This window comes from Mesorhizobium sp. LNJC391B00, from assembly GCF_000502535.1.
Taxonomy (GTDB): domain Bacteria; phylum Pseudomonadota; class Alphaproteobacteria; order Rhizobiales; family Rhizobiaceae; genus Mesorhizobium.
The window spans coordinates 452,447-475,453 of record NZ_AYWI01000002.1; the positions used below are offsets into that span (position 1 = coordinate 452,447).

A 23,007-nucleotide genomic window follows, 5' to 3' on the forward strand; every position below is an offset into this window, starting at 1 on the left:
ATGCCCTTATAATCAGGGTATCCATTGCCGCTCCTCACATTTCGGCTATGCAGGTAATATCTTGCCTGGGTTCATGATGTCTTGCGGGTCGAGCGCTTTTTTTATGGAGCGCATGATGTCGACACCATGGCCGAGCTCATGGCGCAGGAAGCCGATCTTGCCCTGGCCGATGCCGTGTTCGCCGGTGCAGGTGCCGTCCATGGCGATCGCCCGCATGTTCAGCCGCGAGACGAATTTCTCCGCCAGCGCGATCTCTTTGGGGTCGTTGACATCCATCAGCACCAGCACATGGAAATTGCCGTCGCCGGCATGGCCGACGATCGGCGCAACCAGGCCCATCTCGGCAATGTCGGCCTCGGTTTCGGCAACGCATTCGGCCAGCCGCGAGATCGGCACGCAGACATCGGTCGACAGGCCCTTGGTGCCCGGCCGCAGCGTCAGCGACGCCCAATAAGCATCGTGCCTGGCCTTCCAGAGTTTCGTGCGCTCCTCGGCGACGCTCGTCCACAGGAATGGCCCGCCGCCATTGTCTTCAGCAATGGCACCGAAGGTTTCGGCCTGTTCGGCGACACCGGCATCGCTGCCGTGGAACTCGACGAACAGGCACGGGCTCTCGGGGTAATCGAGCTTCGAGTAATTCTTCATCGCCCGCATCTGCAGTCCATTCACCAGTTCGATGCGCGCCACCGGAATGCCCATCTGGATGGTCGCGATGACCGCGTTGCAGGCCGCCTCGAGGGTTGGAAACGGGCAGACGCCGCCGGAGATCGCCTGCGGAATGCCTTGCAGCTTCAAGGTCAGCGAGGTGATGATGCCGAGCGTGCCTTCCGAGCCGACCAGAAGCCGCGTCAGATCGTAGCCGGCCGAACTCTTTTTCGCCCGCTTGCCGGTCGTCACCGTCTCGCCATCGGCCATGACGGCCGTCAGCGACAGCACGTTTTCACGCATCGTGCCGTAGCGCACCGCATTGGTGCCGGAGGCCCGCGTTGCCGCCATGCCGCCGAGCGAAGCATTGGCGCCGGGATCGATGGGGAAGAACAGGCCGGTATCGCGCAGGTGCCGATTCAAATCCTCGCGCGTTACGCCAGGCTCGACCGTGCAGTCGAGATCCTCGGGGTTGACCGACAGGATGCGGTTCATGCGCGAGGTGTCGACCGAGATGCCGCCACCCGGCGCGTTGGTGTGGCCCTCCAGCGAGGAACCGACGCCGAAGGCGATGACCGGCACGCGGTGCGCGGCGCAGGCACGTACGATCTCCTGCACCTCTTCTGTCGTCTCCGGGAACGCGACACCGTCAGGCGCCTGCGTCGGAATATAGGTGGTGGTATGCGCATGCTGCGAGCGGATCGCCGCGCCTGTCTGGAAGCGTTCGCCGAGCTGCTGCTTGAGAATGCCGAGCACGGCGGCGATGCCTTCCTCGTTGCGTTCGACCGGATTGAGGTCGCTCAGAGCCATGAATTCCTCCGCGAATGGACCAGCGTCCACGCTTGTTATGCGATTATGGATGCGTAGTCTCGACTGCCGCGCTCTGTCCAGCACCAGAACAAGGAAGTTTCCATGCCCATCCCTGCCCCCTTCGTTTCCAAACCGATGGACATCGAGAAGGACTGGATCGACTACAACGGCCATCTCAACATGGCCTATTACAACGTGTTGTTCGACCGCTGCTCGGATGAGGCGTTCGAGGCGATGGGCATGGGGCTGGACTATGTCGAAGAGCGGCGCCTGACCATCTACACGGCCGAAGTCCATGTTTGCTATGTCCAGGAACTGCACCTCGAACACAAGGTCGTCGTATCCTTCCAGCTGATCGATCACGACGACAAGCGGCTGCGGGCCTACCAGGAAATCCGCCATGTCGATGGCTGGCTCGCCGCCACTTCCGAAACCCTGTCGCTGCATGTCGACATGTCCGGGCCGAAAGTCGCGCCCTTCCCCGCCGATGTGCAGGCCAAGGTGAAAGCCATGCGCGCCGCCCATTCTGCACTGCCGATGCCCGAGCGCGCCGGCCGTTCGATCGGTATTCGCCGCAGGACCGCTTGAAGCGCTGCCGCGCCCGCGTTAACCTTACCAAGGTTTTAACGTGAACAAGCCATTTGGGCCATTGAACGACTCAGCTGACCGTTTGAGAACGGTGCCATGCGAGTTGCGACGCGGGCGGCGGGCAACAGGCGGTTCGAGGAACGTGCATGAAAACCGACATCAAGGTCGAGGTGGACAGGCTGGCTGCCGATCCGCGCATCACCGACTATGATTTCTGGCGCTCGTTGAAGAACGTCAACAACGAGATCTTCCACATCGCCAACAACAACGAGCCTATCCCCTTCGACATGATCCGCTGGCGCGCCATCCTGAAGCAGGCGCGCATGAAGCGTGGCCACGCCTGACGTTTCCCCTGCTCTGAGAAGCCGACACCGGCGAGCGCCGCCACGGACAAGTGCGATCTGATTATTTCCAAAGGTCTGCGCCAGCCCCGCTTTCAGCGAATCGGCTGCATCCGACAACCTTCAAAAACCGTTCATTTCGACAGTTTGCGCAACCGGCGATTCGGTTTCGCAAACGGCTGCCTGCGACAAGAAGATCAAGATTGAACCAATTCCACGTCTAAGCCGTTGTGACCCCTGAAAAACGGCTTGGAGTGAAAGCATGGACTGGAAAAGGACCAGGGAACCGGCCGACGCATGGCACATGACGGACAATCTGCATGCCGAGCACGGCAAGGGCGATCCGTTCGCGGCCGCCATCCGCGCCACCCGCATGTCGATGGTCATCACCGATCCCCGTCAGGCGGACAATCCGATCGTCTTTGCCAATGACGCGTTCCTGCGCCTGACCGGCTACGAGCGCGACGAGGTCATGGGCAAGAACTGCCGCTTCCTGCAGGGGCCAGAGACAGACAAGGCAGCTGTGGCTAGCGTGCGCGACGCGATAGCAGCCGGAACGGATATCGCCATCGATCTGTTGAATTACCGCAAGGACGGCTCGACATTCTGGAATGCGCTCTACATCAGCCCGGTTTCCAACGACAAAGGCGAACTCCTGTTCTTCTTTGCCTCACAGCTCGATGTCTCCGATCGCAAGCGCTCCGAGGATCGCATCACCGCCGACAAGAACCGCTTTGAAAAGGCTGTCAAGGAACGCACGCGCGAGCTTGAGGCCGCCCTTGAGGCGCAGACCACGCTGCTGCACGAGGTCGACCATCGGGTGAAAAACAACCTGCAGATGATCTCCTCGCTGATCATCATGCAAAGCCGGGCAATCAAGGATGAAGCGACGAAGCGATCCCTGACCACCATGCTGGAGCGCATCGAGGCGCTGAGCACGGTGCATCGCCGTCTCTACCAGTCAAAGGATGTCAGCCGCTTCGATGTCTCGGATTTCGCCAGGGATCTGGTCACCGACCTGCTGACCGCATCCGGACGCGCCGAGATCAAGCCGACGCTGGACCTCGAACCCATCGTCATTCCGGCCGAAAAAGCCACGCCTGTTGCCTTGATGGTCAATGAGCTTGTCACCAACGCGCTGAAGCACGCCTTCAAGGCAAAGCCGGACGGCACCACCGCGGGGCGCATCGGCATCAAGATGAGCCAGCCCGACGGCCACTTCAACATCGAGGTTTCCGATGACGGCGTCGGCATGGCCGAGGCCAGCGGCGATGCTTCCTTCGGCATGCGGTTGATCAAGTCGCTTGCCCGTCAGTTGCATGCCGACATCGAATGGCGCGACGCCGGCCCGGGCACAAAGGTCGTCATCTCGATGCCGAACGAACCGCAGCAGAAAGGGAAGCTGTCATGAACGAACCGCTCAAGGTCCTGATCGTCGAGGACGAGGCGTTGCTGGCGATGGAACTGGAAAGCCTCGTCGAGGAAGCCGGCCACAGCGTTGTGGGTTGGGCGACATCCTTGGCCGAAGCAAGAGGTATGATTGATACCGCCGACGCCGATATTGCCTTTGTCGATATCCACCTCGCCGACGGACCAACCGGGGTCGAGGTTGCCGAGCATATCCGCGAGGGCAACCGTTCCATGGTGGTGTTCATGACCGCCAATCCAAAACGCATCCCCGACCATTTCGCCGGCGCGATCGGCGTCATCGCCAAGCCCTACACGATGAACGGACTGGTTTCGGCGTTGCGCTATCTGCAGGAAGGCGTGCGGCGCCCGCCCCCGGTCTCGGTGCTGCCGGCCGGTTTTACGCTGTCGCCGGCCTATGAGAGCGTATGGGCGTCGTCGGCGGCCTGAAGCCTACGCCAGCTTCTCCTTGAGGAAAGCGATCGTCCTGCCCCAGGCGAGATCGGCTGCCTTCTTGTCGTAGCGCGCGGCCGAGGTGTCGTTGTTGAAGGCATGGTTGACGCCGTCATAGACATAGAGCGTGTATTCGACATGGGCGGCGTCGAGCGCCTTCTTGTAGGCATCGATGCCGGCGTCGATGCGCTCGTCTAGGCCGGCATAGTGCAGCAACAGCGCTGCCTTGATCTTCGCCACATCCTCGGCCTTCGGCTGCATGCCGTAATAGGCGACGCCTGCGGCGAGATCGGGCGCGTTGACCGCCAGATTGTTGACCGTGCCGCCGCCCCAGCAGAAGCCGACAGCACCGACCTTGCCGTTGCCGCCCTTCTCGCCCTTGAGATAGGCGATGGTCGCCAGGCCATCGGCGGTGACCCGGCTGGCGTCGAGCTTGGTGAACATGTCGCGCGCCTTGTCTTCGTCAGCGGGCGTGCCGCCGAGCGGCGACAGGAAATCCGGCGCCAGCGCCACGAACCCTTCCAGCGCAACGCGCCGCGCCACATCCTTGATATGCGGGTTGAGCCCCCTGTTCTCATGCACCACGATGACGGTGCCGAGCTTGCCGGACTGGTCCGCCGGCCTGACCAGATAGCCCTTCATCTCACCGCTGCTGCCGGAATAGGTGATATCTTCAGCCTTCACGCGCGGATCGTTGTCGGCGACGATTGCCGCCTGCGCCGAATTCGCCGCAAGCAGCGGCGCGATCGCGGCCGCCGCCGCGCCCGATCCGGCAAGCCTGGTCAGTTGCTCCATGAAGCGGCGGCGGTCGAGCGTCAGATGCGTGTATTCGTCATAGGCATCGATCATCGCCTGGGTGATGGCAGGTTTGACGGCTTCGGCGGTGGGTTTCGTCATGGCGTGCTCCTCGTTAGGAGATGATCTCACGGTCACTCCGGGAAGACCTCGCGGTCACTCCGGGATGACTCGCGGATCAAGATAGGGTGCAAGCTCGCACGGTCCAGTCTCGGATGGGTGACGCTTGCGCCATCGAACGATGCGGCCGCCCCGCCGAACGCGCGCATCACATTTTGGTCATTTCAGAGAATGTCGATGGTGCCGCCACAATATGGAAGGAAGCTGATGATGGTCTCGCCCGTAGCGGCGAGCCCGACGAGAAGGAACAACGCCATGACCTTGTCCACTCCGATCCTTGCAAGCGCGCTCGTGCTTGCTGTTGCTGCCTTGCTGGCAATGCGCTCCGCTGCTGCCGCAGCCGCCGCTCGGATGGTGAAGGTCCGCGTCGACCGGCGTCGGCCGGCACCACGCTGATCCAGCAGGCCGAAACAGGGCCGCAGCTAACCAATGAAGTACTGGGCTCCGTGCCCAGCCTCAAAGGCCATCTCTTACGCAAGCTGACCAAGGCTGCTGCTGCCCCTCATCGCCCTGCCGGGCACTTCTCCCCGTATAGATGCCGGCAGGCAGATGAGGGGCGGCGCGACATTGCCAGAATATCTGCCGGGCCGATCACCTACCTAAGTCGCATCGCTGCTACTTCGGCAGCGTATAGGCCATCACATAGTCGCCCGGCTTGGTGCCGACCGAGCCGTGGCCGCCGGCGACGATGACCACGAACTGGCGGCCGTCGGCGACGGTGTAGGTCATCGGCGTCGACTGCCCACCGGCCGGCAGCCTGGCCTGCCAGAGCTGCTTGCCCGATGTCAGGTCATAGGCGCGCAGATAGTCGTCGACCGCCGCGCCCAGGAAGACGACGCCGCCGGCGGTGATCATCGGCCCGCCAATGCCGGGAACACCGACCTTCAGCGGCAAGGGCAACGGCGTCATGTCATAGACGGTGCCGTTGCGGTGCTTGTAGGCGATCTTGCCGGTTCTAAGGTCCGCTCCCGCCACATAGCCCCATGGCGGCGCCTGGCAGGGCACGCCGAGCGGCGACAGGAACGGCCCCATCACCACCGCATAGGGTGCGCCCTCATTGCGGTTCAGCCCCTGCTCGCTGCCGCGCCCCTCATCCGGGGGCGGCACCTGGTCGCGCGGAATGAGCTGCGATTTGAACGCCAGATAGGTCGGCATGCCGAACATCACCTGCCGCACCGGATCGACGGCGACGCCGCCCCAGTTGAAGGTGCCGAAATTACCGGGATAGACCAGCGAGCCCTGCACCGATGGCGGGGTATAGCGGCCCTCGTAGCGCAGACCCTGGAATTCGATCCGGCAGGCCAGCTGGTCGAACATGGTGATGCCCCACATGTCGGCGCCGGTCAGCGGCCTCGGATTGAAGGAGAGATCCGAGACCGGCTGCGTCGGCGACGTGTGATCGCCCTCGACAGCGCCGCCCGGCGCCGGCACTTCCTTGATCGGGATGATCGGCTCGCCGCTGCGCCGGTCGAGCACGTAGAGGTCGCCCTGCTTGGTCGGTCCAACCAGGCCCGGAACGACGCCGGCAGCGGTGGTGATGTCGACCAGGGTCGGCTGTGCCGGCACATCCATGTCCCAGAGGTCGTGATGCACGGTCTGCCGCACCCAGCGCACTTGTCCGGTGGCCAGATCGAGCGCGGTGATCGAGGAGGAAAACTTCTCGACATTGGCGCTGCGGCCCATCCCGAGCTGGTCCGGCGTCTGGTTGCCGAGCGGCACATAGAGCAGGCCGAGCTTCTCGTCGGCGCTTGCCGTCGACCACATGTTGGGCGAGTTGTGGGTGTAGGTCTGGCCTGCCGCCAGCGGCGTTGTCTGGTCCGGATTGCCGGAATCCCAGTTCCACACCAGGGCGCCGGTGTCGACGTCGAAGGCCCGGATGACGCCGGACGGCTCTTGCGTCGAATAATTGTCGTTGACCGCGCCGCCGATGATGATCTTGCCGCCCGCAATCAGCGGCGCCGAGGTCGAGTAATAATAGCCCGACTTCGGATACGGCATGTTGGTCAACAAATTGAGCGTGCCGGCTTCGGCGAAGGACGGGCAGACCTGGCCGTTGGCGGCGTCGAGCGCGATCAGCCGCGCATCCGATGTCGGCAGGTAGACGCGAGTCGCGCAAGGCTGGCCGGCGGCGATCTTGGCATCGGCATAGTAGGACACGCCGCGGCAGGTCTGGTGCTGGCGGTCCTTGTCGAGCTTGATCTTGGGATCGAAACGCCATTTCTCCTTGCCGGTGGCGGCATCGATGGCGATGGCGAAATTGTGCGGCGTGCAGATATAGAGCGCATCGCCCACCTTCAGCGGCGTCACCTGGTAGGTGGTTTCGCCGACATCGTCCGGCCCTTTCACGTCGCCGGTCTGGTAGGTCCAGGCCGGCTGCAATTTGGCGACATTGTCGGGCGTGATCTGGTCGAGCGGCGAATAGCGCTGGCCAAATTGCGTGCGGCCGTAGAAGTGCCATTCACCGGGAGGCACATTGCCGCCGAGATCGGCAGTCGGCGTCACCTTGTCGGCGCTGAGGTCGCCGGCGATGTCCTTGGGATCAGCCGTCATCGAATAACCGGCGACGGCGAGCGAAGCCAGCACGGCCAGAATGAGCGGCGCTCGCGCGTCGGGGCCGGTCAGGCCCCGCCTTGCCCAAGGTGTCAGCAGCCAGAGCGCCAGAAGCACGATGATGCCGCCGCGCGGTCCGAGTTCCCACCAGTCGAAGCCGATTTCCCACACCGCCCAGGCCAGAGTGCCGAGCACGATCGCCGCGTAGAGCCAGAGCGCCGTCGATTTGCGCCGGAAGAGCAGCCATGCGGCGATCAGGAAGGCGAGACCGGTGATGACATAGTACCAGCTGCCGCCCAGCATCGCGAGCCAGACGCCGCCGCCGCCAAGTGCCAGGCCGATGAGGAACAGGATGAGGGAGGTGATGACGACAGCCAAGACGATACTCCTTCGACTGATGCGCTTTGCAGCGCCTCACGGGCAGCCGCCCCTGCCCTGTCGCCAGCTTTCTCCCCCAGGCCGCGTGTGTCAAGCTGGCCCTGCCAGCATAAGGCGAGAGCAAACGCTCGACTTCATTCCGCTCCCACGCTGCAGCACCTCCACGACATTGTCGGACGTCGGGACGATGAAATTCGCACTGCGCCCCAGAATCTCACTTCCAAACCAGAACAAAACGTAGACACTTCTGGTCTTTCGCTCCCGAATCACTACATTCGGGGGAGATGTCCGGCTTTGCGGAAGACATGCCCTTTTTTGACGAACCCAATGCGCGGCCCGCGGCCCCGTCGGGCATAGCCGCGCGCGCCATGGCGGCCCGCAGCGGCCCCAACAGCGCGCCCGATTATCTCAACGGCCTCAACCCCGAGCAGCGGCTGGCGGTGGAAACCACCGAAGGCCCGGTCCTGGTGCTGGCCGGCGCCGGCACCGGCAAGACACGCGTGCTGACCACCCGCATCGCCCATATCCTGGCCACCGGCAGGGCTTTCCCCTCGCAGATCCTGGCGGTGACCTTCACCAACAAGGCCGCGCGCGAGATGAAGCAGCGCATCGGCCATCTCGTCGGCGAAGCCGTCGAGGGCATGCCGTGGCTCGGCACCTTCCACTCCATCGGCGTCAAGCTCTTGCGCCGCCACGCTGAGCTGGCCGGGCTCAAATCCGATTTCACCATCCTCGACACCGACGATGTCGTACGGCTGATCAAGCAGCTGATCCAGGCCGAAGGCCTCGACGACAAGCGCTGGCCGGCCAAGCAGTTCGCGCAGATGATCGACGGCTGGAAGAACAAGGGCCAAGGCCCCGCCGACATTGCCGAGGGCGACGCGCGCAGCTTCGCCAACGGCAAGGGCCGGGAACTCTACAAGGCCTATCAGGAGCGGCTGAAGACGCTGAACGCCTGCGACTTCGGCGATCTGCTCTGCCACCCGATCCGCATCTTCCGCGCCAATCCGGACGTGCTGAAGGACTACCACAAGCGCTTCAAATACATCCTCGTCGACGAGTACCAGGACACCAACACCGCGCAATACATGTGGCTGCGGCTGCTGGCGCAAAGGCCTGAAGGCAAGCCGATCTCCCCCCATGTGGGGGAGATGTCCGGCAGGACAGAGGGGGGCGCGAAAGATCGCGGCGTCTCCGATAATCAAAATGCAAATGCCGGCGGGACAGCGCCCCCCTCTGTCGGCTCCGCCGACATCTCCCCCACAAGGGGGGAGATTGGGCGCTCTTCGGCCGAAACCCGCGCCACCGTAAACATTTGCTGCGTCGGCGACGACGACCAGTCCATCTATGGCTGGCGTGGCGCCGAGGTCGACAACATCCTGCGCTTCGACAAGGATTTCCCGGGCGCCACCATCATCCGGCTGGAACGCAACTACCGCTCGACGGCGCACATCCTCGGCACCGCCTCGCACCTCATCGCCCACAATGAGGGTCGCTTCGGCAAGACGCTGTTCACCGAGAAGGTCGCCGAGGACGACGAGAAGGTGCATGTCCACGCCGCTTGGGATTCCGAGGAGGAAGCGCGCGCCGTCGGCGAAACCATCGAGACCTACCAGCGTGCCAAGCACAATCTCAACGACATGGCCATCCTGGTCCGCGCCTCCTTCCAGATGCGCGAATTCGAAGACCGCTTCGTCACGCTCGGCCTCAATTACCGCGTCATCGGCGGCCCGCGTTTTTATGAGCGCATGGAAATCCGCGATGCGCTGGCCTTCTTCCGCGTCGTCGCGCAGGGCGCCGACGACCTCGCCTTCGAGCGCATCGTCAATGTCCCCAAGCGCGGCCTGGGTGAAGCCACCATCCGCCAGATCCACGACACGGCGCGGAGCTTGCGCATCCCGATGCTGGAGGCAGCCGCCAAGCTTGCGGAAAGCGACGAGCTGAAGCCCAAGCCCCGCGCGGCCTTGCGCGAAGTGGCGGCCAATTTCGAGCGCTGGCAGAAGGCGCTGGAAACCACGCCGCACACCGAACTCGCCGAGACCATTCTGGAGGAGAGCGGCTACACCGACATGTGGAAGAACGACCGCTCGGTCGAGGCGCCGGGCCGGCTGGAAAACCTGAAAGAGCTGATCCGCTCCATGGAGGAATACGAGTCATTGCGCTCCTTCCTCGAACATGTCGCGCTGGTCATGGACGCCGAGCAGAACGCCGAGCTCGACGCCGTCAACATCATGACGCTGCATTCGGCCAAGGGCCTCGAATTCGAGACGGTTTTCCTGCCCGGCTGGGAGGAAGGCCTGTTTCCGCACCAGCGCGCGCTGGACGAAGGCGGTCGCTCCGGCCTGGAGGAAGAGCGCCGTCTCGCCTATGTCGGCCTGACCCGGGCCAAGAAGAACCTGCATTTGTGGTTCGTCTCCAACCGCCGCATCCACGGCCTGTGGCAGTCGACCATCCCGTCGCGCTTTCTGGACGAACTGCCGGAAGCCCATGTCGAGGTCGCCGAAAGCGGCAACTCCTACGGCGGCTACGGCAATTCCTATGGCGGCGGTTCGTTCGCGTCGGGCCGTGGCGGCCAGGGCGCAGGACGGCAGAACCCCTACGGCGCCTCGCGCTTCGACAATGTCGGCGCGGAAAAATCCGGCGCCTTTTCCAACACCTATGCCACGCCGGGCTGGCAGCGCGCCCAGGCCAACCGCACCGAGGCGACCGACCGCAACTGGGGTTCGCGCTCCGGCCACCAGGTCGAGCGCATCGGCTATGGCGAGACCGACTCCGGCTACGGCGCCGGCCGAACCTCGATCAAAGGCCGCACCATCGACGGCGAACTGGTCGCCAAATCCGTCGCCGACACGCCGTCAGCCTTTAGTGTCGGCGACCGCGTCTTCCACCAGAAATTCGGCAACGGCAACATTTCCAACATCGAAGGCAACAAGCTGACCATCGACTTCGACAAGGCCGGCCAGAAACGCGTGCTGGACGGGTTTGTGGCGGCGGTGTGAGCGCCCGCTTGTCCTATTGTCCTACAAGCGACCACATTGTTGTAGTCTGGCGGAGCCCTCCCCGCCTCGTCATCCACGGGCGGAGCAAGGAGCGTAGCGACGCAGCGTAGACCCGAGGATCCATCCCGCGTCTTCAACGCGTTGCCACGGTGCGGAATCCTGCGCAGCTGCACTCCAAGGTCGCGGAATGGATTCCAGGGTCTACGCGACGGAGCTTCGCTCCTGCTCCGCCCTAGAATGACGAAGCGACGGGCGTCTGCCCAGTCGTCGGGGCATGCGGTCCGCAACATGAGCGTCCCCGTCAATTTAGCCCGCCCCTCACCTGTACCGCGCCTGGTTCCACTTGTGCCCCAACAGCGACAGGATGATGATCAGGCCGTTGAAGAACTGGACGTAGAAGCCGCTCAAGCCCGCCGCCACGACGCCGGTCTGGATGAACGACACGGTGACCGCGCCGATGGCGCCGCCGGCAACCGTGCCGATGCCGCCCCAGGTCGGCGTGCCGCCCACGAACACCGAAGCCAGCACCGGCAAGAGATAGCCGTCGCCCGCGGTCGGCCACCAGGTGAAGTTGATCATCACCGAAAACGTGCCGGCGATCGCCGCGCCGATGCCGGTGAAGATGAACACTTTCACCCGCACGCGCTTGACGTCGATGCCCATCTGCTGGGCGCTGTCGGGGTTGTCGCCGACCACCCTCACCTGCGCGCCGAAGCGGTGCCGGTTGTAGAGCATTGCCGACAAAATGACGAAGGCGAGTGCCCAGAAGACCTGTACCGGAAAACCCCACACCTGACCGGAGAAGATGGTGTACGCCCAGCTGTCGCTGAGACCGGTCAATGCCGTCGATCTGCCCTCGTTGATGATCTGGATCAGCCCACGCAGCAGGAAATTCATGCCGAGCGTGGCGATCAGCGACGACAGCCCGCCATAAACGACGAGCGACCCAACGAGGAAGCCGAGCAGCGTGCCGGTGATGAGTGCGGCAGCGATGCCGAGAAACGGATCATAGCCGGCCTGCACCACCAGCGCGAACACCCAGGAGGCAAAGCCCATGGTTGCGGGAAACGACAGGTCGATCTCGCCACAGGTGACGACGAAGACCAGCGGCACCACCACGAACAGCGCAACGGGCAGCGTGGTCAGCACGGATCTGTAGAGATACCAGGTGGTGAACACGGTCGGGTTGGCGATCAGGAACGCCGCCATCATGATGATGAACACGGCGAGCGTGCCGAGCGCTGCGCGGTTGTCGATGACGAAACCGCGCAGCCAATGGTCGGACGGATGCTTCCACTCAGGTCGGGCCGCCTTGCCGCCAAGAGGGCTCTGCAGATCGGGTTCCATGGTCTTGCTCATCGTGCTGCCCTCTCCGCGTCGCCGGCCTCGTGCAGCCCCGGCAATCCGCCGGGATGCGCAACGTCTTCCATGAAGTTGATCAGCTCTTCGGCCGACTTGACCTCGGTGCGATCGGCGGTCAGCGCCACCTTGCCGCGGTCAATCACAACGAAGCGGTCGGCGATGTCGAAGACGTGATGGATGTTGTGGCCGATGAACAGGATCGAGCGCCCGCTCGCCCGCACCTGGCGCACGAAATGGAAGACCTTGGCGGTCTCGGTCAGCGACAGCGCCGTCGTCGGCTCGTCGAGGATGATCAGCTCCGCCTGCTTGTAGATGGCGCGCGCGATCGCCACGCCCTGGCGTTCGCCGCCGGAGAGCTGGCCGACGATCGAATGCGGCGTGAACACCTTCGAGGTAAAGCCGATCTCGCGCATCAGCCGGCTCGCCTCCTCTATCTCTTTATTGACCTTCAGAAAGCCCATGAAGCCGGTGAGTTCGCGGCCCATGAAGATGTTGCGCACGATGGTCTGCTGCACGGCCAGCGCCCGGTCCTGGAACACCGTCTCGATGCCGGCGTCGCGCGAGCGTGCCGCACTCCAGCCGGTCACCGGCTTGCCGCGCACCAGGATCTCGCCGCTGGTCGGCTTGACGACGCCCGACAGGATCTTGATCAGCGTCGACTTGCCGGCGCCATTGTCACCGATCAAGCCAACCACCTCGCCGCGGTCGACCGAGAGATTGACCCCGCCCAGCGCATAGACCTGGCCATAGGATTTGCTGATGTCGCGCAGTTCGATGATGCGTTCGGCCATGGCGATCCTCGCTCCTGTGGTATCATCCCGGCCTGGTGCCGGCGGTCCTGCCGGCCGGGCTTGCGCCCAGCCGGCAGTTTGGGAGGTCAGCGCAGCGCCTGCTTGGCGAGCTCGGCGACGATCTCGTAATTCTGCGGCGTGACGAAGCCCGCCCCGGTGTCGACATTCATCGGCGCCAGGCCCAGCACCACCTGCTGGCAAAGGCTGAGGATCGGCAGATAGCCTTGCAGAAACGGCTGCTGATCAGCCGTCAGCTGCACCCAGCCGCCCTTGAACGCCTCGACGATCTGCGGGCTGGTATCGAAGCCGAAGTTGAAGATGTCGCCGGGCTTGCGTCCTGCCGCCTGCATGTAGGTGGCGACGTTGCCCAGCATCTGGCCGCCGGGATAGCCGACCGCCTTGACGTCGGGATTGTTGAGCAGGGCCGCGGTGATCACCGGTATCGCCAGATTGGGGTCGGACGCCCATTCGCCGCTCGGGGGCGACGACAGCTGGATGACCTCGACGCCGGCTTCCTTGAGTGCTGCCACCGTGCCGCGCTCGCGCGCGCCGCGGGCCTCGTTCTCGAACGGACCGATCATGATTGCCTTGTCGCCGGACTTGAGCTTCCCGAGCTTGAACGCCTCAGTGCCGAGCGCGCGGCCCTGCTGCTCCTGCTGGGCGCCGACATAGCCGCCGCCGAACGCGTCCACCACCTTCGGCACCGGCACGTTCTGGTACATCATCTTGATGCCGTCCTTATGCGCCTGTTCGGCCAGCGGCATGATCGCGGCGTCGCCCGGATGGCCCATCATGGCAATGCCGTTTGGCTTCACGGCGACGGCCTCACGCAATTGCTGCACCATCTTCTCGACGTCCCACTGCGAGAAGATGTAGTCGACCTTCGGCCCGAGATCGGACGCCGCCTGCTTGGCGCCATTGTAGACGATGGTGCCGAAAGCGTCGCCCTCGGCGCCGCCGACGAAAAAGCGGATGTGGACATCCTTGCACCACTGGGCGTCGAGCGCCTGCGCCGGCAGAGTGGAGATGGCAGCGCACAGCGCCGTGGCGGCGGCCACGACGGTCGAGCGCAGAAGTGTCGTTCTCATTGCGATGCTCATGCACGTTCCTCCCTTTTGTCCTCGGTGAGCCGAGGGGTTCGTCGTTCGCTTTTCGGCAGTGCTTGTCGGCAGTGCTTGGCAATCTGTCAGGCCGGCTCCTCCCACCGGCCCTCGGTCACGCTGGGTTCGGCAGGTAGGTCGCTCCTCCCCGGCATTGCTTGAGGTATTCCAGCCCGCGCACCTGGCCTGTGATTTCGAGATCGCCGCGATAGACCGGGTCATGCCAGCCCTCGATGTCGATGGCGCCCTTGTAACCGGCCAGCCGCAATTCGCTGATCACCCGCGTCCAGTCGCTGTCGCCAAAACCGGGCGTGCGCATCTGCACGAAGGGCAGCTTGCCGAACACGCCGTGCTCGCGGATCACATCCCAGCGCACCGTCGCGTCCTTGCCGTGGACATGGAAGATGCGCGGCGCCCATTTGCGGATCTGCGGCATCGGGTCGATGAGATAGACCAGCTGATGGCAGGGCTCCCATTCCAGGCCGAGATTGTCGTCGGGCAATTCGTTGAACATCAACTCCCAGGCATCGGGATTGTGGGCGATGTTCCAGTCGCCGGCCGCCCAGTTACCATCCATGGCGCAATTTTCGAAGGCAATGCGCACGCCCTTGTCGGCGGCGCGTTTGGCCAGCGGCCCCCAGACCTCACGGAAGCGCGGCAGGCTGTCGGTCAGCTTCTTGCCGCGCAGGCGGCCGGTGAAGCCGCTGACCGTCGAGGCGCCGAACAGATGCGCATTGTCGATGACGGTTTCCCAGGCCGCGAGCACGCCGCGATCGACCTCGCCGTCCTCCAGCGGATTGCCGAACACGCCGATCGACGACACGGCGACATCGGCATCGCCGATCGCCTCGCCAATCTCACCGGCGAGCCGCGCCAAATCCTTGCCGCCCAGCGTCTGCCAGAAGAAGGGCTGGATGCTCTCGAAGCCGAGCGGCAGAATCTCTTTGATGTAGGCGGCCGGGTCTTCGAGATTGGCCCGCACCATGGTGCCGATCCGGATGTCGAGAAGCGGGTTTGGCATCATGATGCTTCCTGTGTGATTGCGACGCGCCGTCCGGTCTCGGCGCTTTCGATGGCGCCAAAAACCATGGCCAGGCTTTTGATGTTGTCGCTGCCACGGGTTTCCGGCTCGCTGCCGGTCTCGATGGCGTGGATGAAATCCTTGATGATGCCGAGATGACCGCCGACGCGGTCGGCGGGATCGAGCGGCGGCACGATGATGGGCTGGGTCAGGTCGAACAGGCCGTCGCGGACCGACAACACAACCTCGGCCTTCAGCCCGTCCTCGCCGTCCCAGAGCAGGCTGCCGTGCTCGGCGACGATGCGCCATGTGCTCTCCCAACTGGTGCGGAAGCCCGCCGCGCACCAGGAGCCTGCATAGGTGAAGCGCTTGCCGCCACCGAGATCGAAGATAGCGCTGGCCGACGATCCCTGCCGGTACCAGGAATTGGCCGGCTCCCATTCCTGGCAAAAAACACCGGCGGGATCGCCTGCGACCATGTAGCGGGCGGCGTCGAATGTGTGGATCGCCATGTCGAGCAAGAGCACATGCGCCATCTCCTCGCGAAAGCCGCCGAAATGCGGCGCGACGAAGAAGTCGGCATGGATGCTGGTTGGCTTGCCGATGGCGCCGGAGTCGAGAAAGCGCCTGATGCGCCGGACATTGGCGACGTAGCGGCGGTTCTGCACCACGGCATGAACTCGCCCTACCTGGCGCGCCGCGTCGACAATGGCGCGGGCATTTTCCGGGGTGTCGGCGAGCGGCTTTTCGGTGAGCAGATGGCAATTATGGGCAAAGGCGGAAAAGGCGACGTCGCGGCGGGCGGCAGGAACCACGACATCGAACACCGCGTCGGGCTTGGTCTGGTCGAGCACCGCGTCGAGGCTGGTGCCGATTACCGCGCCGTCGAGCCCGTATTCGTGCGCCCTCGCCTTCGCCCGTTCGGCGTCGAGATCGACAAGGCCGACAATGGCCAGCCCGTCGATCTGCCTCGCGGCATCGAGCCAGGCCTTGCTCATCGCACCACAGCCGACGAGGACGGCATTCATCATCCGGCATTCCTCCCGTCCGGTCCCTCCAGACCGAATGTCACGGCATTTCCGGCATCACCGTAAACGTTTCTCCGTAAACGTTTACGAGAACACACCCGATGGCCTAGAATGTCAATCGGCTGCCCGCGAAAATCATCCCGAAGCCTTGGCCTGAGCGGCAGCCGGTGCTAGCCAAGGGTCGGGGGAGAGAAGTCCTTGGCGTCCAGCATCCATGACCTCGCGCGTCACCTGAACATTTCGATCGGCACCGTGTCGCGGGCGCTGAACGGCCGCGCCGACGTCAATGCCGACACCCGCCAGCGCGTGCTCGCCGCCGCCAAGCAGCTGAACTATTCACCCAACCAGTCCGGCCGCAGCCTGCGGCAAGGCGCCACCCATTCGATCGCCTTCATGCTGCAACCGCATCCGGGGGACCAGCAATATGGCGAACCGTTCTTCATCCCGTTCCTGATCGGTCTGCAAGGCCGGCTTGCCGAGTATGGCCTGGATCTGATGGTCGTCATGGGTGAGCCCGGTCAATATCAGCAGGACAGGCTGCGCCGCGTGGTTGAGACGCGCCGAGCCGACGCGGTCGTGTTGGCCAATACACGGCGGGAAGACGATCGGATCGACTATCTCAGCAAGGCTGGCTTTCCCTTCGCCACGCTTGGCCGAAGTCAATCCGGCGACGACACCTATCCTTCGCTCGATATCGATTTCGAGAGGGCGGGTGATGAAGCCGTCGACCGGCTGGTCGCGCGCGGCCACCGCCGCATTGCCGCCATCCGCCCTTCGCTTGATCTCAACTTCGGCTACCTGTTCCTCGACGGCTACCGCAAGGCGCTGAAGCGGCATGGTATCGAAGTCGACCCCGGCCTGATCGCCGACGGCTTCATCAACGAGGCCGGAGGCTACCAGGTGACGCCGCGCGTGATGCTCTCCAAGGACCGGCCCACAGCCATCATCTTCAACAATGACGCAATGGCGCTCGGCGGCTGCAAAGCACTGGCCGAGATGGGCATCAGGCCCGGCCACGACATCGCGGTGATCGTCATCGTCGACACGCCGCTCTGCCGTTATTTCTCGCCGGCGCTGACCGCCTTCCGTCCGTCGCTGGAGCCGATGGGCCGGCGGCTGGCCGAAATGCTGCTGGCCTCGCTTCCCGCCTTTGCCGGCCCGGAAGGTCCGCGCATCATCCGCGAAGTCTGGCCGCTGGAGCTGATCGCCCGCGACAGCGATTGATCATTGCGCTCTTCCCTCTCCTACAAGGGAGAAGGAAGAGGCCCTCTCTGTCACGCAAGTATCATGTTCGCGTCCTAGACCGCTTTGCGAGAGGGCGACATCGTCGATGCGATGCGGTGGCCCCTTTGCGCCGCTCAAGGCTTGTCACAAAGAGGATCTCCATGAAAATCTCGCACCGAACCGTGTCGCTCGGCGCCGCGCTGGCGCTGTTTACCGCCCTGACCCCTGCCCTTGCCGACAGCACCGCCACCGTTGGCGGCTTCGTCAACAAGGGCCTGGTCGGCGTCGGCCGCATCCCGGCCGATCAGAAGGACAAGTTCGGCGAGACCTTCGGCTCCGGCTCCGGCATGTCCATCGACGCCGCAAGCTGGACCCGTGGCGCGGACGGCTACAAGGGCTCGCTCTGGTTGCTGCCGGACCGTGGCTACAATGTCGTCGGCACCACCGATTACCGGCCGCGCCTCAACACTATTCATATCGAATTCACGCCGACCGCACTGGGCGCCACGCCCACCTCCGGCCAGGAACAGACAGGCGTCAAGGCGACGCTTGCCGATTCCCTGCTCCTCACCGACGACAAGGGCGCTGACGCCACCGGCCTCGATCCGCTCAACGGCGTGCGCGCGGCCAATGGCGACCTGCCGATCCTGCCCGAGGCCAATGGCAAGCTGGCGCTCGACAATGAGGCGATCGCGCGGCTGCCCGACGGCACCATGTTCATCTCTGACGAATACGGCCCCAACATCTACCGCTTCTCGGCCGACGGCCATCTGTTGTCGGCAACGCAGCCGCCCGCCGCTTTGGTGCCGATGCGCAAGGGCGCGCCGAACTTCGCCTCCGACAATCCGGGCCCCGGTGCAGCCGAACCCGATCCGAAGGATCCCGAAACCGGCCGCCAGAACAATCAAGGCCTCGAAGGCATGGCGCTGACGCCGGACGGCAAGTCGCTGATCGCTGTGCTGCAGTCGGCGCCCCGCCAGGATGGCGGCGATTCGCCCGCGACGCGCCAGAACACCCGTGCGCTGGTCTACGACGCCTCCGACCCGGCCCATCTCAAGCTGGTGCATGAATATGCCGTGCCGCTGCCGGTGTTCAAGGACGCCAAGGACAAGACCAAGGTCGCCGCGCAGAGCGAAATCGTGGCGCTGTCCGACAAGACCTTCGTGATGCTGGCGCGCGACAGCGGAAACGGCCAGGGGGCGAAGGGCGATACTTCGCTGCTGCGCCAGATTTTCGTCGTCGACGTCTCTGGCGCCACCGACATTGCCGGCGGCGCCTTCGATGCCGCCGACAAGCCGCTGGCGCCCAAGGGCGTGCTCGACCCCTCGGTGACCCCGGCCAAGCTGACGCCGTTCATCGACATCAACGACAACAAGGAACTCGGCCGTTTCGGCCTGCATGACGGCAAGCCCAACGACAAGAACAATCTGTCGGAGAAGTGGGAAGCAATGTCGGTGGTCAGCGTGCTCGATCCGGCGCTGCCCGACGACTATTTCCTGTTCGTCGGCAACGATAACGACTTTCTCACCCAGGACGGTTTTCAGGTCGGCGCGCCCTACAAGGCCGAAGACGGCGCCGATGTCGATACCATGTTCCTGGTCTATCAGGTCACGCTTCCGGGCCTCGCCAAGAAGTAGCCGTATACGGAAAGGCGGACGCGCCCGGCGCGTCCGCCTTTACCGTTTGTCGGCGATCAGCGATGCCGTGAAGGCACCTATTTCAAAATCTCCGCATCCCTTGGCACGCCGGCATCGATCGGCTCGGCGGTCCGGCTCGACACAGCCATGATCTTGCCCGCGGCCGACAGGTTCGGGCGCACATAGACCTGGGCTACGCCGTTGACCCGGCTGTAGAGGTCGATGATGTCCTGGTTCATGAAGCGCACGCAGCCTGACGACGCGTTCTTGCCGATCGAATCCCATTCCGGCGTGCCGTGCAGCCGGTACATCGTGTCCTTGCCGTCGCGGAACAGATAGAGCGCGCGCGCGCCGAGCGGGCTCTGCGGTCCGGGCGGCATGCCGTCCTTGTATTTCGCCAGTTCCGGCCGGCGCTGGATCATTTCCGGCGGCGGCGTCCACACCGGCCATTTCTTGCGCGCCTGGATCACGGCGCTGCCGGTCCAGCCAAACCCGGCCTTGCCGAGGCTGACGCCATAGCGCATTGCCTTGCCGCCGTCGCGCACCAGATAGAGAAAATGCTCGGATGTATCGACGACGATCGTGCCGGGTTTTTCGCCGGTCGGATCGTCCACGATCTGGCGCACGAACTTCGGATCGAGCTTGGCCACGGGGATTGCCGGCAATGAAAAGCCCTCATCGACGCGCGCCGAATACATGGTGGCGGCATCGCCCAGAGCCGGTTCAGGCGCCGGGGCGGGCGTTGGCGGCACCACGACATCGGTCGTGGTGCAGGCTGAAAGCGCCATGGAAGCGGCACCCAAAGCGGATATTCCAAGAAACGCGCGCCGGTTCAGGCGCTCGGAAAAAAGCGGATTGTCGGACATGATCCCCCCAGCCTATTCATCATATCCAACAGGATATGCGACCCCACGCGGCGACGACCCATATCCCATTCCGGATGTTTTGAGAACTGATTAGCGTGAAGCCGCCAGGTGGCATGTTCCAATGCCGCATCGACCTTGTCCGTCAAATCGGCGATCATTGCCGGGCGGACTTTGAGATGAACCTTCGCCGAACAGCCCATGGACGAAAAAATACCACCGCGCCGGCGCACCGGCGACCTGACCAGCGGCCCGATTCCGCGCACGCTGCTTTTGTTCGCTCTGCCGGTGCTCGGCTCCAACGTGCTGCAATCGCTCAACGGTTCGATCAACGCCGTCTGGGTCGGCCGCTTCCTCGGTGAATCGGCGCTGACCGCCACCTCCAACGCCAATCTGGTGCTGTTCCTGATTCTCGGCACCGTGTTCGGGATCGGCATGGCCGCGACCATCCTGGTGGCGCAATCGGTCGGCGCCCGCGACCTGCCCGAGGCGCGGCGCATCGTCGGCACCAGCGCCAGCTTCTTCTTCCTCGTCTCGGCTATCTTCGCCGTCTGCGGCTGGATCTGGGTCGACGCCATCCTCAACACACTGGGCACCCCGCCCGATGCGCTGCCGCTGGCGCGCTCCTATCTGCGTATCATCTTCGTCGCCGTGCCGATGATGAATCTTCTGTCCTTCGTCATGACGGTGCTGCGCGGTGCGGGTGATTCGCGCACGCCATTCTTCTTCATGGCGCTCGCCGTCGTGCTCGACATCATCCTCAATCCGCTGCTCATTCGCGGCATCGGCCCCTTCCCCGAGCTCGGCATCGCCGGCTCCGCCACCTCGACGCTGATCGGCCAGACAGTGAGCGTGATCGCCATCCTCGTCGTGCTTTATGCCAGAAAGCATCCGCTGCGGCTCGCCGGCGCCAACCTCGCTCTGCTGCGGCCGGATCCGGCGCTGCTCAGGATCGTCGTCTTCAAGGGCGTGCCGATGGGCCTGCAGATGATCGTCATTTCGGCGGCGGCGCTGACCGTCATGGGCATCGTCAACTCCTACGGCTCGCAGGTCGCCGCCGCCTACGGCATCGCGGCGCAGCTGTGGACCTATATCCAGATGCCTGCACTGGCGATCGGAGCCGCAGTCTCGTCGATGGCGGCCCAGAATGTCGGCGCCGGGCGCTGGGACCGCATCGGTCGCATCGCGGCGTCCGGCGTCGGCTTCAACCTGGTGCTCACCGGCGCCCTGGTGGCGCTGCTGTTCCTCTTCGACAGGCCGGTGCTCGGCCTGTTCCTTAGCCGCGACAGCATCGCAATCGACATTGCAGCCCACATCAACAAGGTGGCGTCCTGGTCGTTCATCCTGTTCGGCGTCACCATCGTGCTGTTCGCCACCGTGCGCGCCACCGGTGCCGTGATGCCGCCGCTGATCATTCTGGTGATTTCCGTGCTGGTCGTGCGTACCGGCTTTGCCTACTTCTTCAGGAGCTACATCGGCGAGGAAGCGCTGTGGTGGAGTTTTCCGGCGGGATCGATCACCTCGCTGGTGCTGGCCGCCGCCTATTATCGCTTCGGCCGCTGGCGCACCATGCACATGATCGAGGACCGCCCGGCCGCCGGCGAGCCGCCCGACACCGGCCTCGGCATCCCGCGCGGACGGGCAAACATGGCGCCCGAGACGCCAAACGGGTGAGGCTCAGCGCGCGTATTTGACGCCGAACCCCAGCGCTACGACAGAGAACAGCGTGATCATGCCGGCGAAGGCCAGGCTTGCCGTCGTCGGAGTGGCCCAACTCGACAGCAGCCCAATGCCGATCACCGGCAGCGCATTGCCGCAGAAGCAGCAGATGAAGAACGCCGACACCAATTCGGCGCGACGCTCGGCAGGTGCGATCTGGTTCACCACCTGCAGGCCGCCGCGATAGCCGAGCGCCGCCGCCACGCCGCACACAGCGGTGGCGGCAACCATCAGGGACATCGACGCGAAAAACTGAGCAGCAACCATCAGCCCTACGGCCGGGATCATCAGCGCCAGCGCGGCCAGCATGCCGGCGCGGCTGGACAGTCGGGTCGTGGCCAGAATGGTCGCGGCCGCAACGATCGACAGTTCAAAGAACAGCGCGCCGGCCTCGGCATGGTTGGCCACATGCAGTTGCTGCGCCAGGATGCTCGGCGCCAGGGCTGCATAGAAGCCGACCAGCGCCATGGCGCCGAAACCGGTGACCGCCGGCGCCACGAAGGCAGCGCGGATATCGCTCGGCACCGATAGCCGTGGCCGCAACGAAACGTCGGTCAGCCTGCCCGGCCGGGACACGGTTTCGCGGGTACGCCAGATCAGCAGCGTCACCACCACCAGCAAGGCAAGATAGACCGCAAACGTTAGTCTCAACGGCCAGGGCGCATATTCGGCGAGCAGGCCCGATGCCAGCGCGCCGAGGCCAAGGCCAACGAAGTTGGTGCTGGTGGCGATGATTGCCGCGCGCGATTTGTCCTTACCTTCGATCAATTCGGCAAGCCAGGCCGTGCCGGTTCCAGCGCCGACGCCGATGCCAAGGCCGCTCAATATGCGGGCGACATCGAGCCATGCGACATTCTCGGCCAGCAGGAACACCACCGCGCTGACCACCGCTATGGCCATCGACGCCAGCGCCGCAGGACGGCGGCCAATGCCGTCGGACAAGCGCCCGAACATCAGCAATGCGCCGAGATTGCCGACGACATAGACGGCGTAGACCAGCGTCAGCGTGATCTGCGAGAAACCGAAGGCCTGCTTGTAGATGACGTAAAGCGGCGTCAGCACCGTGCTGCCGGCGAACAGCGCGGCGATCATGGCGGCAACCGCGGCCATCGCGGGCCGGCCATCGAGTCCGTTGTCGCGCGTCGTGGTCTCGGCATAGCTGGTCATGGCAACCTC

The 23,007-nt window shown here is 64.2% G+C and carries 19 protein-coding genes; 9 read left to right on the plus strand and 10 right to left on the minus strand.

Annotated elements, in window-relative coordinates; translation table 11 throughout:
* Window positions 1–45: 45 nt before the first annotated feature.
* Window positions 46–1,455, minus strand: a complete 1,410-nt coding sequence (locus X750_RS157795) for an FAD-linked oxidase C-terminal domain-containing protein (protein ID WP_023746902.1) — start codon at window positions 1,453–1,455, stop codon at window positions 46–48.
* 102 nt (window positions 1,456–1,557) lie between these two features.
* Here X750_RS157795 and X750_RS157790 point away from each other — a divergent pair, with 102 nt between their 5' ends.
* The 4 genes from X750_RS157790 (at window position 1,558) to X750_RS157775 (ending at window position 4,241) form a co-directional block, all read left to right on the plus strand.
* Window positions 1,558–2,043, plus strand: a complete 486-nt coding sequence (locus X750_RS157790; protein ID WP_023688057.1) for a thioesterase family protein — start codon at window positions 1,558–1,560, stop codon at window positions 2,041–2,043.
* Between the two features lie 146 nt (window positions 2,044–2,189).
* Window positions 2,190–2,387, plus strand: a complete 198-nt coding sequence (locus X750_RS157785; RefSeq protein ID WP_013531006.1) for a hypothetical protein — start codon at window positions 2,190–2,192, stop codon at window positions 2,385–2,387.
* Window positions 2,388–2,646: 259 nt separating this feature from the next.
* Entirely contained in the window at window positions 2,647–3,795 is a 1,149-nt protein-coding gene (locus tag X750_RS157780; RefSeq protein WP_023667428.1) for a histidine kinase dimerization/phosphoacceptor domain -containing protein, read from the plus strand.
* A complete protein-coding gene (locus X750_RS157775; protein ID WP_023668313.1) occupies window positions 3,792–4,241 on the plus strand; it encodes a response regulator in 450 nt (149 codons plus the stop codon). Before X750_RS157780 ends, X750_RS157775 begins: the two co-directional genes overlap by 4 nt.
* Window positions 4,242–4,244: 3 nt before the next feature.
* Here the strand turns inward: X750_RS157775 and X750_RS157770 are convergent, their stop codons facing one another.
* Window positions 4,245–5,141, minus strand: a complete 897-nt coding sequence (locus tag X750_RS157770) for a dienelactone hydrolase family protein (RefSeq protein ID WP_023746903.1) — start codon at window positions 5,139–5,141, stop codon at window positions 4,245–4,247.
* 273 nt (window positions 5,142–5,414) lie between these two features.
* On the opposite strand from X750_RS157770, the gene X750_RS1000000166330 reads away from it, so the two are divergent.
* Entirely contained in the window at window positions 5,415–5,555 is a 141-nt protein-coding gene (locus tag X750_RS1000000166330) for a hypothetical protein (RefSeq protein ID WP_023713551.1), read from the plus strand.
* A gap of 219 nt (window positions 5,556–5,774) precedes the next feature.
* Here X750_RS1000000166330 and X750_RS157765 read toward each other — a convergent pair whose 3' ends face one another.
* Window positions 5,775–8,087 (minus strand): glucose/quinate/shikimate family membrane-bound PQQ-dependent dehydrogenase, encoded by a 2,313-nt coding sequence (locus tag X750_RS157765; RefSeq protein ID WP_023746905.1) that lies wholly within the window; start codon window positions 8,085–8,087, stop codon window positions 5,775–5,777.
* Window positions 8,088–8,371: 284 nt separating this feature from the next.
* On the opposite strand from X750_RS157765, the gene X750_RS157760 reads away from it, so the two are divergent.
* Window positions 8,372–11,086, plus strand: a complete 2,715-nt coding sequence (locus tag X750_RS157760) for a UvrD-helicase domain-containing protein (RefSeq protein ID WP_023746906.1) — start codon at window positions 8,372–8,374, stop codon at window positions 11,084–11,086.
* 318 nt (window positions 11,087–11,404) lie between these two features.
* Here X750_RS157760 and X750_RS157755 read toward each other — a convergent pair whose 3' ends face one another.
* The 5 genes from X750_RS157755 to X750_RS157735 form a co-directional block, all read right to left on the minus strand.
* Window positions 11,405–12,445 (minus strand): ABC transporter permease, encoded by a 1,041-nt coding sequence (locus X750_RS157755; RefSeq protein WP_023746907.1) that lies wholly within the window; start codon window positions 12,443–12,445, stop codon window positions 11,405–11,407.
* On the minus strand, window positions 12,442–13,239 hold the full coding sequence (locus tag X750_RS157750) for an ATP-binding cassette domain-containing protein (RefSeq protein WP_023668308.1): 798 nt from the start codon (window positions 13,237–13,239) through the stop codon (window positions 12,442–12,444). The genes X750_RS157755 and X750_RS157750 overlap by 4 nt, the downstream gene beginning before the upstream one ends.
* Window positions 13,240–13,325: 86 nt before the next feature.
* Window positions 13,326–14,339, minus strand: coding sequence for a substrate-binding domain-containing protein (locus X750_RS157745; protein ID WP_023699592.1), 1,014 nt, complete (start codon window positions 14,337–14,339; stop codon window positions 13,326–13,328).
* A 115-nt stretch (window positions 14,340–14,454) separates the two neighbouring features.
* Window positions 14,455–15,363: a sugar phosphate isomerase/epimerase gene (locus tag X750_RS157740; protein WP_023750934.1), complete on the minus strand. Its 909-nt coding sequence runs from the start codon at window positions 15,361–15,363 to the stop codon at window positions 14,455–14,457.
* A complete protein-coding gene (locus X750_RS157735) occupies window positions 15,360–16,391 on the minus strand; it encodes a Gfo/Idh/MocA family oxidoreductase (RefSeq protein WP_023746908.1) in 1,032 nt (343 codons plus the stop codon). The genes X750_RS157740 and X750_RS157735 overlap by 4 nt, the downstream gene beginning before the upstream one ends.
* A 195-nt stretch (window positions 16,392–16,586) precedes the next feature.
* On the opposite strand from X750_RS157735, the gene X750_RS157730 reads away from it, so the two are divergent.
* Window positions 16,587–17,612, plus strand: a complete 1,026-nt coding sequence (locus X750_RS157730; protein ID WP_023746909.1) for a LacI family DNA-binding transcriptional regulator — start codon at window positions 16,587–16,589, stop codon at window positions 17,610–17,612.
* Window positions 17,613–17,773: 161 nt separating this feature from the next.
* Window positions 17,774–19,249, plus strand: coding sequence for an esterase-like activity of phytase family protein (locus X750_RS157725; RefSeq protein WP_023746910.1), 1,476 nt, complete (start codon window positions 17,774–17,776; stop codon window positions 19,247–19,249).
* Between the two features lie 77 nt (window positions 19,250–19,326).
* Here the strand turns inward: X750_RS157725 and X750_RS157720 are convergent, their stop codons facing one another.
* On the minus strand, window positions 19,327–20,115 hold the full coding sequence (locus X750_RS157720) for a L,D-transpeptidase (RefSeq protein WP_023668302.1): 789 nt from the start codon (window positions 20,113–20,115) through the stop codon (window positions 19,327–19,329).
* 198 nt (window positions 20,116–20,313) lie between these two features.
* Between X750_RS157720 and X750_RS157715 the strand changes: the two genes are divergently transcribed.
* On the plus strand, window positions 20,314–21,786 hold the full coding sequence (locus tag X750_RS157715; RefSeq protein WP_023746911.1) for an MATE family efflux transporter: 1,473 nt from the start codon (window positions 20,314–20,316) through the stop codon (window positions 21,784–21,786).
* A gap of 3 nt (window positions 21,787–21,789) precedes the next feature.
* On the opposite strand, the gene X750_RS157710 is transcribed toward X750_RS157715, so the two are convergent.
* The gene (locus X750_RS157710; protein ID WP_023690889.1) at window positions 21,790–22,998 is read right to left on the minus strand and encodes an MFS transporter; all 1,209 of its coding nucleotides are present in this window, start codon (window positions 22,996–22,998) and stop codon (window positions 21,790–21,792) included.
* Window positions 22,999–23,007 lie beyond the last annotated feature (9 nt).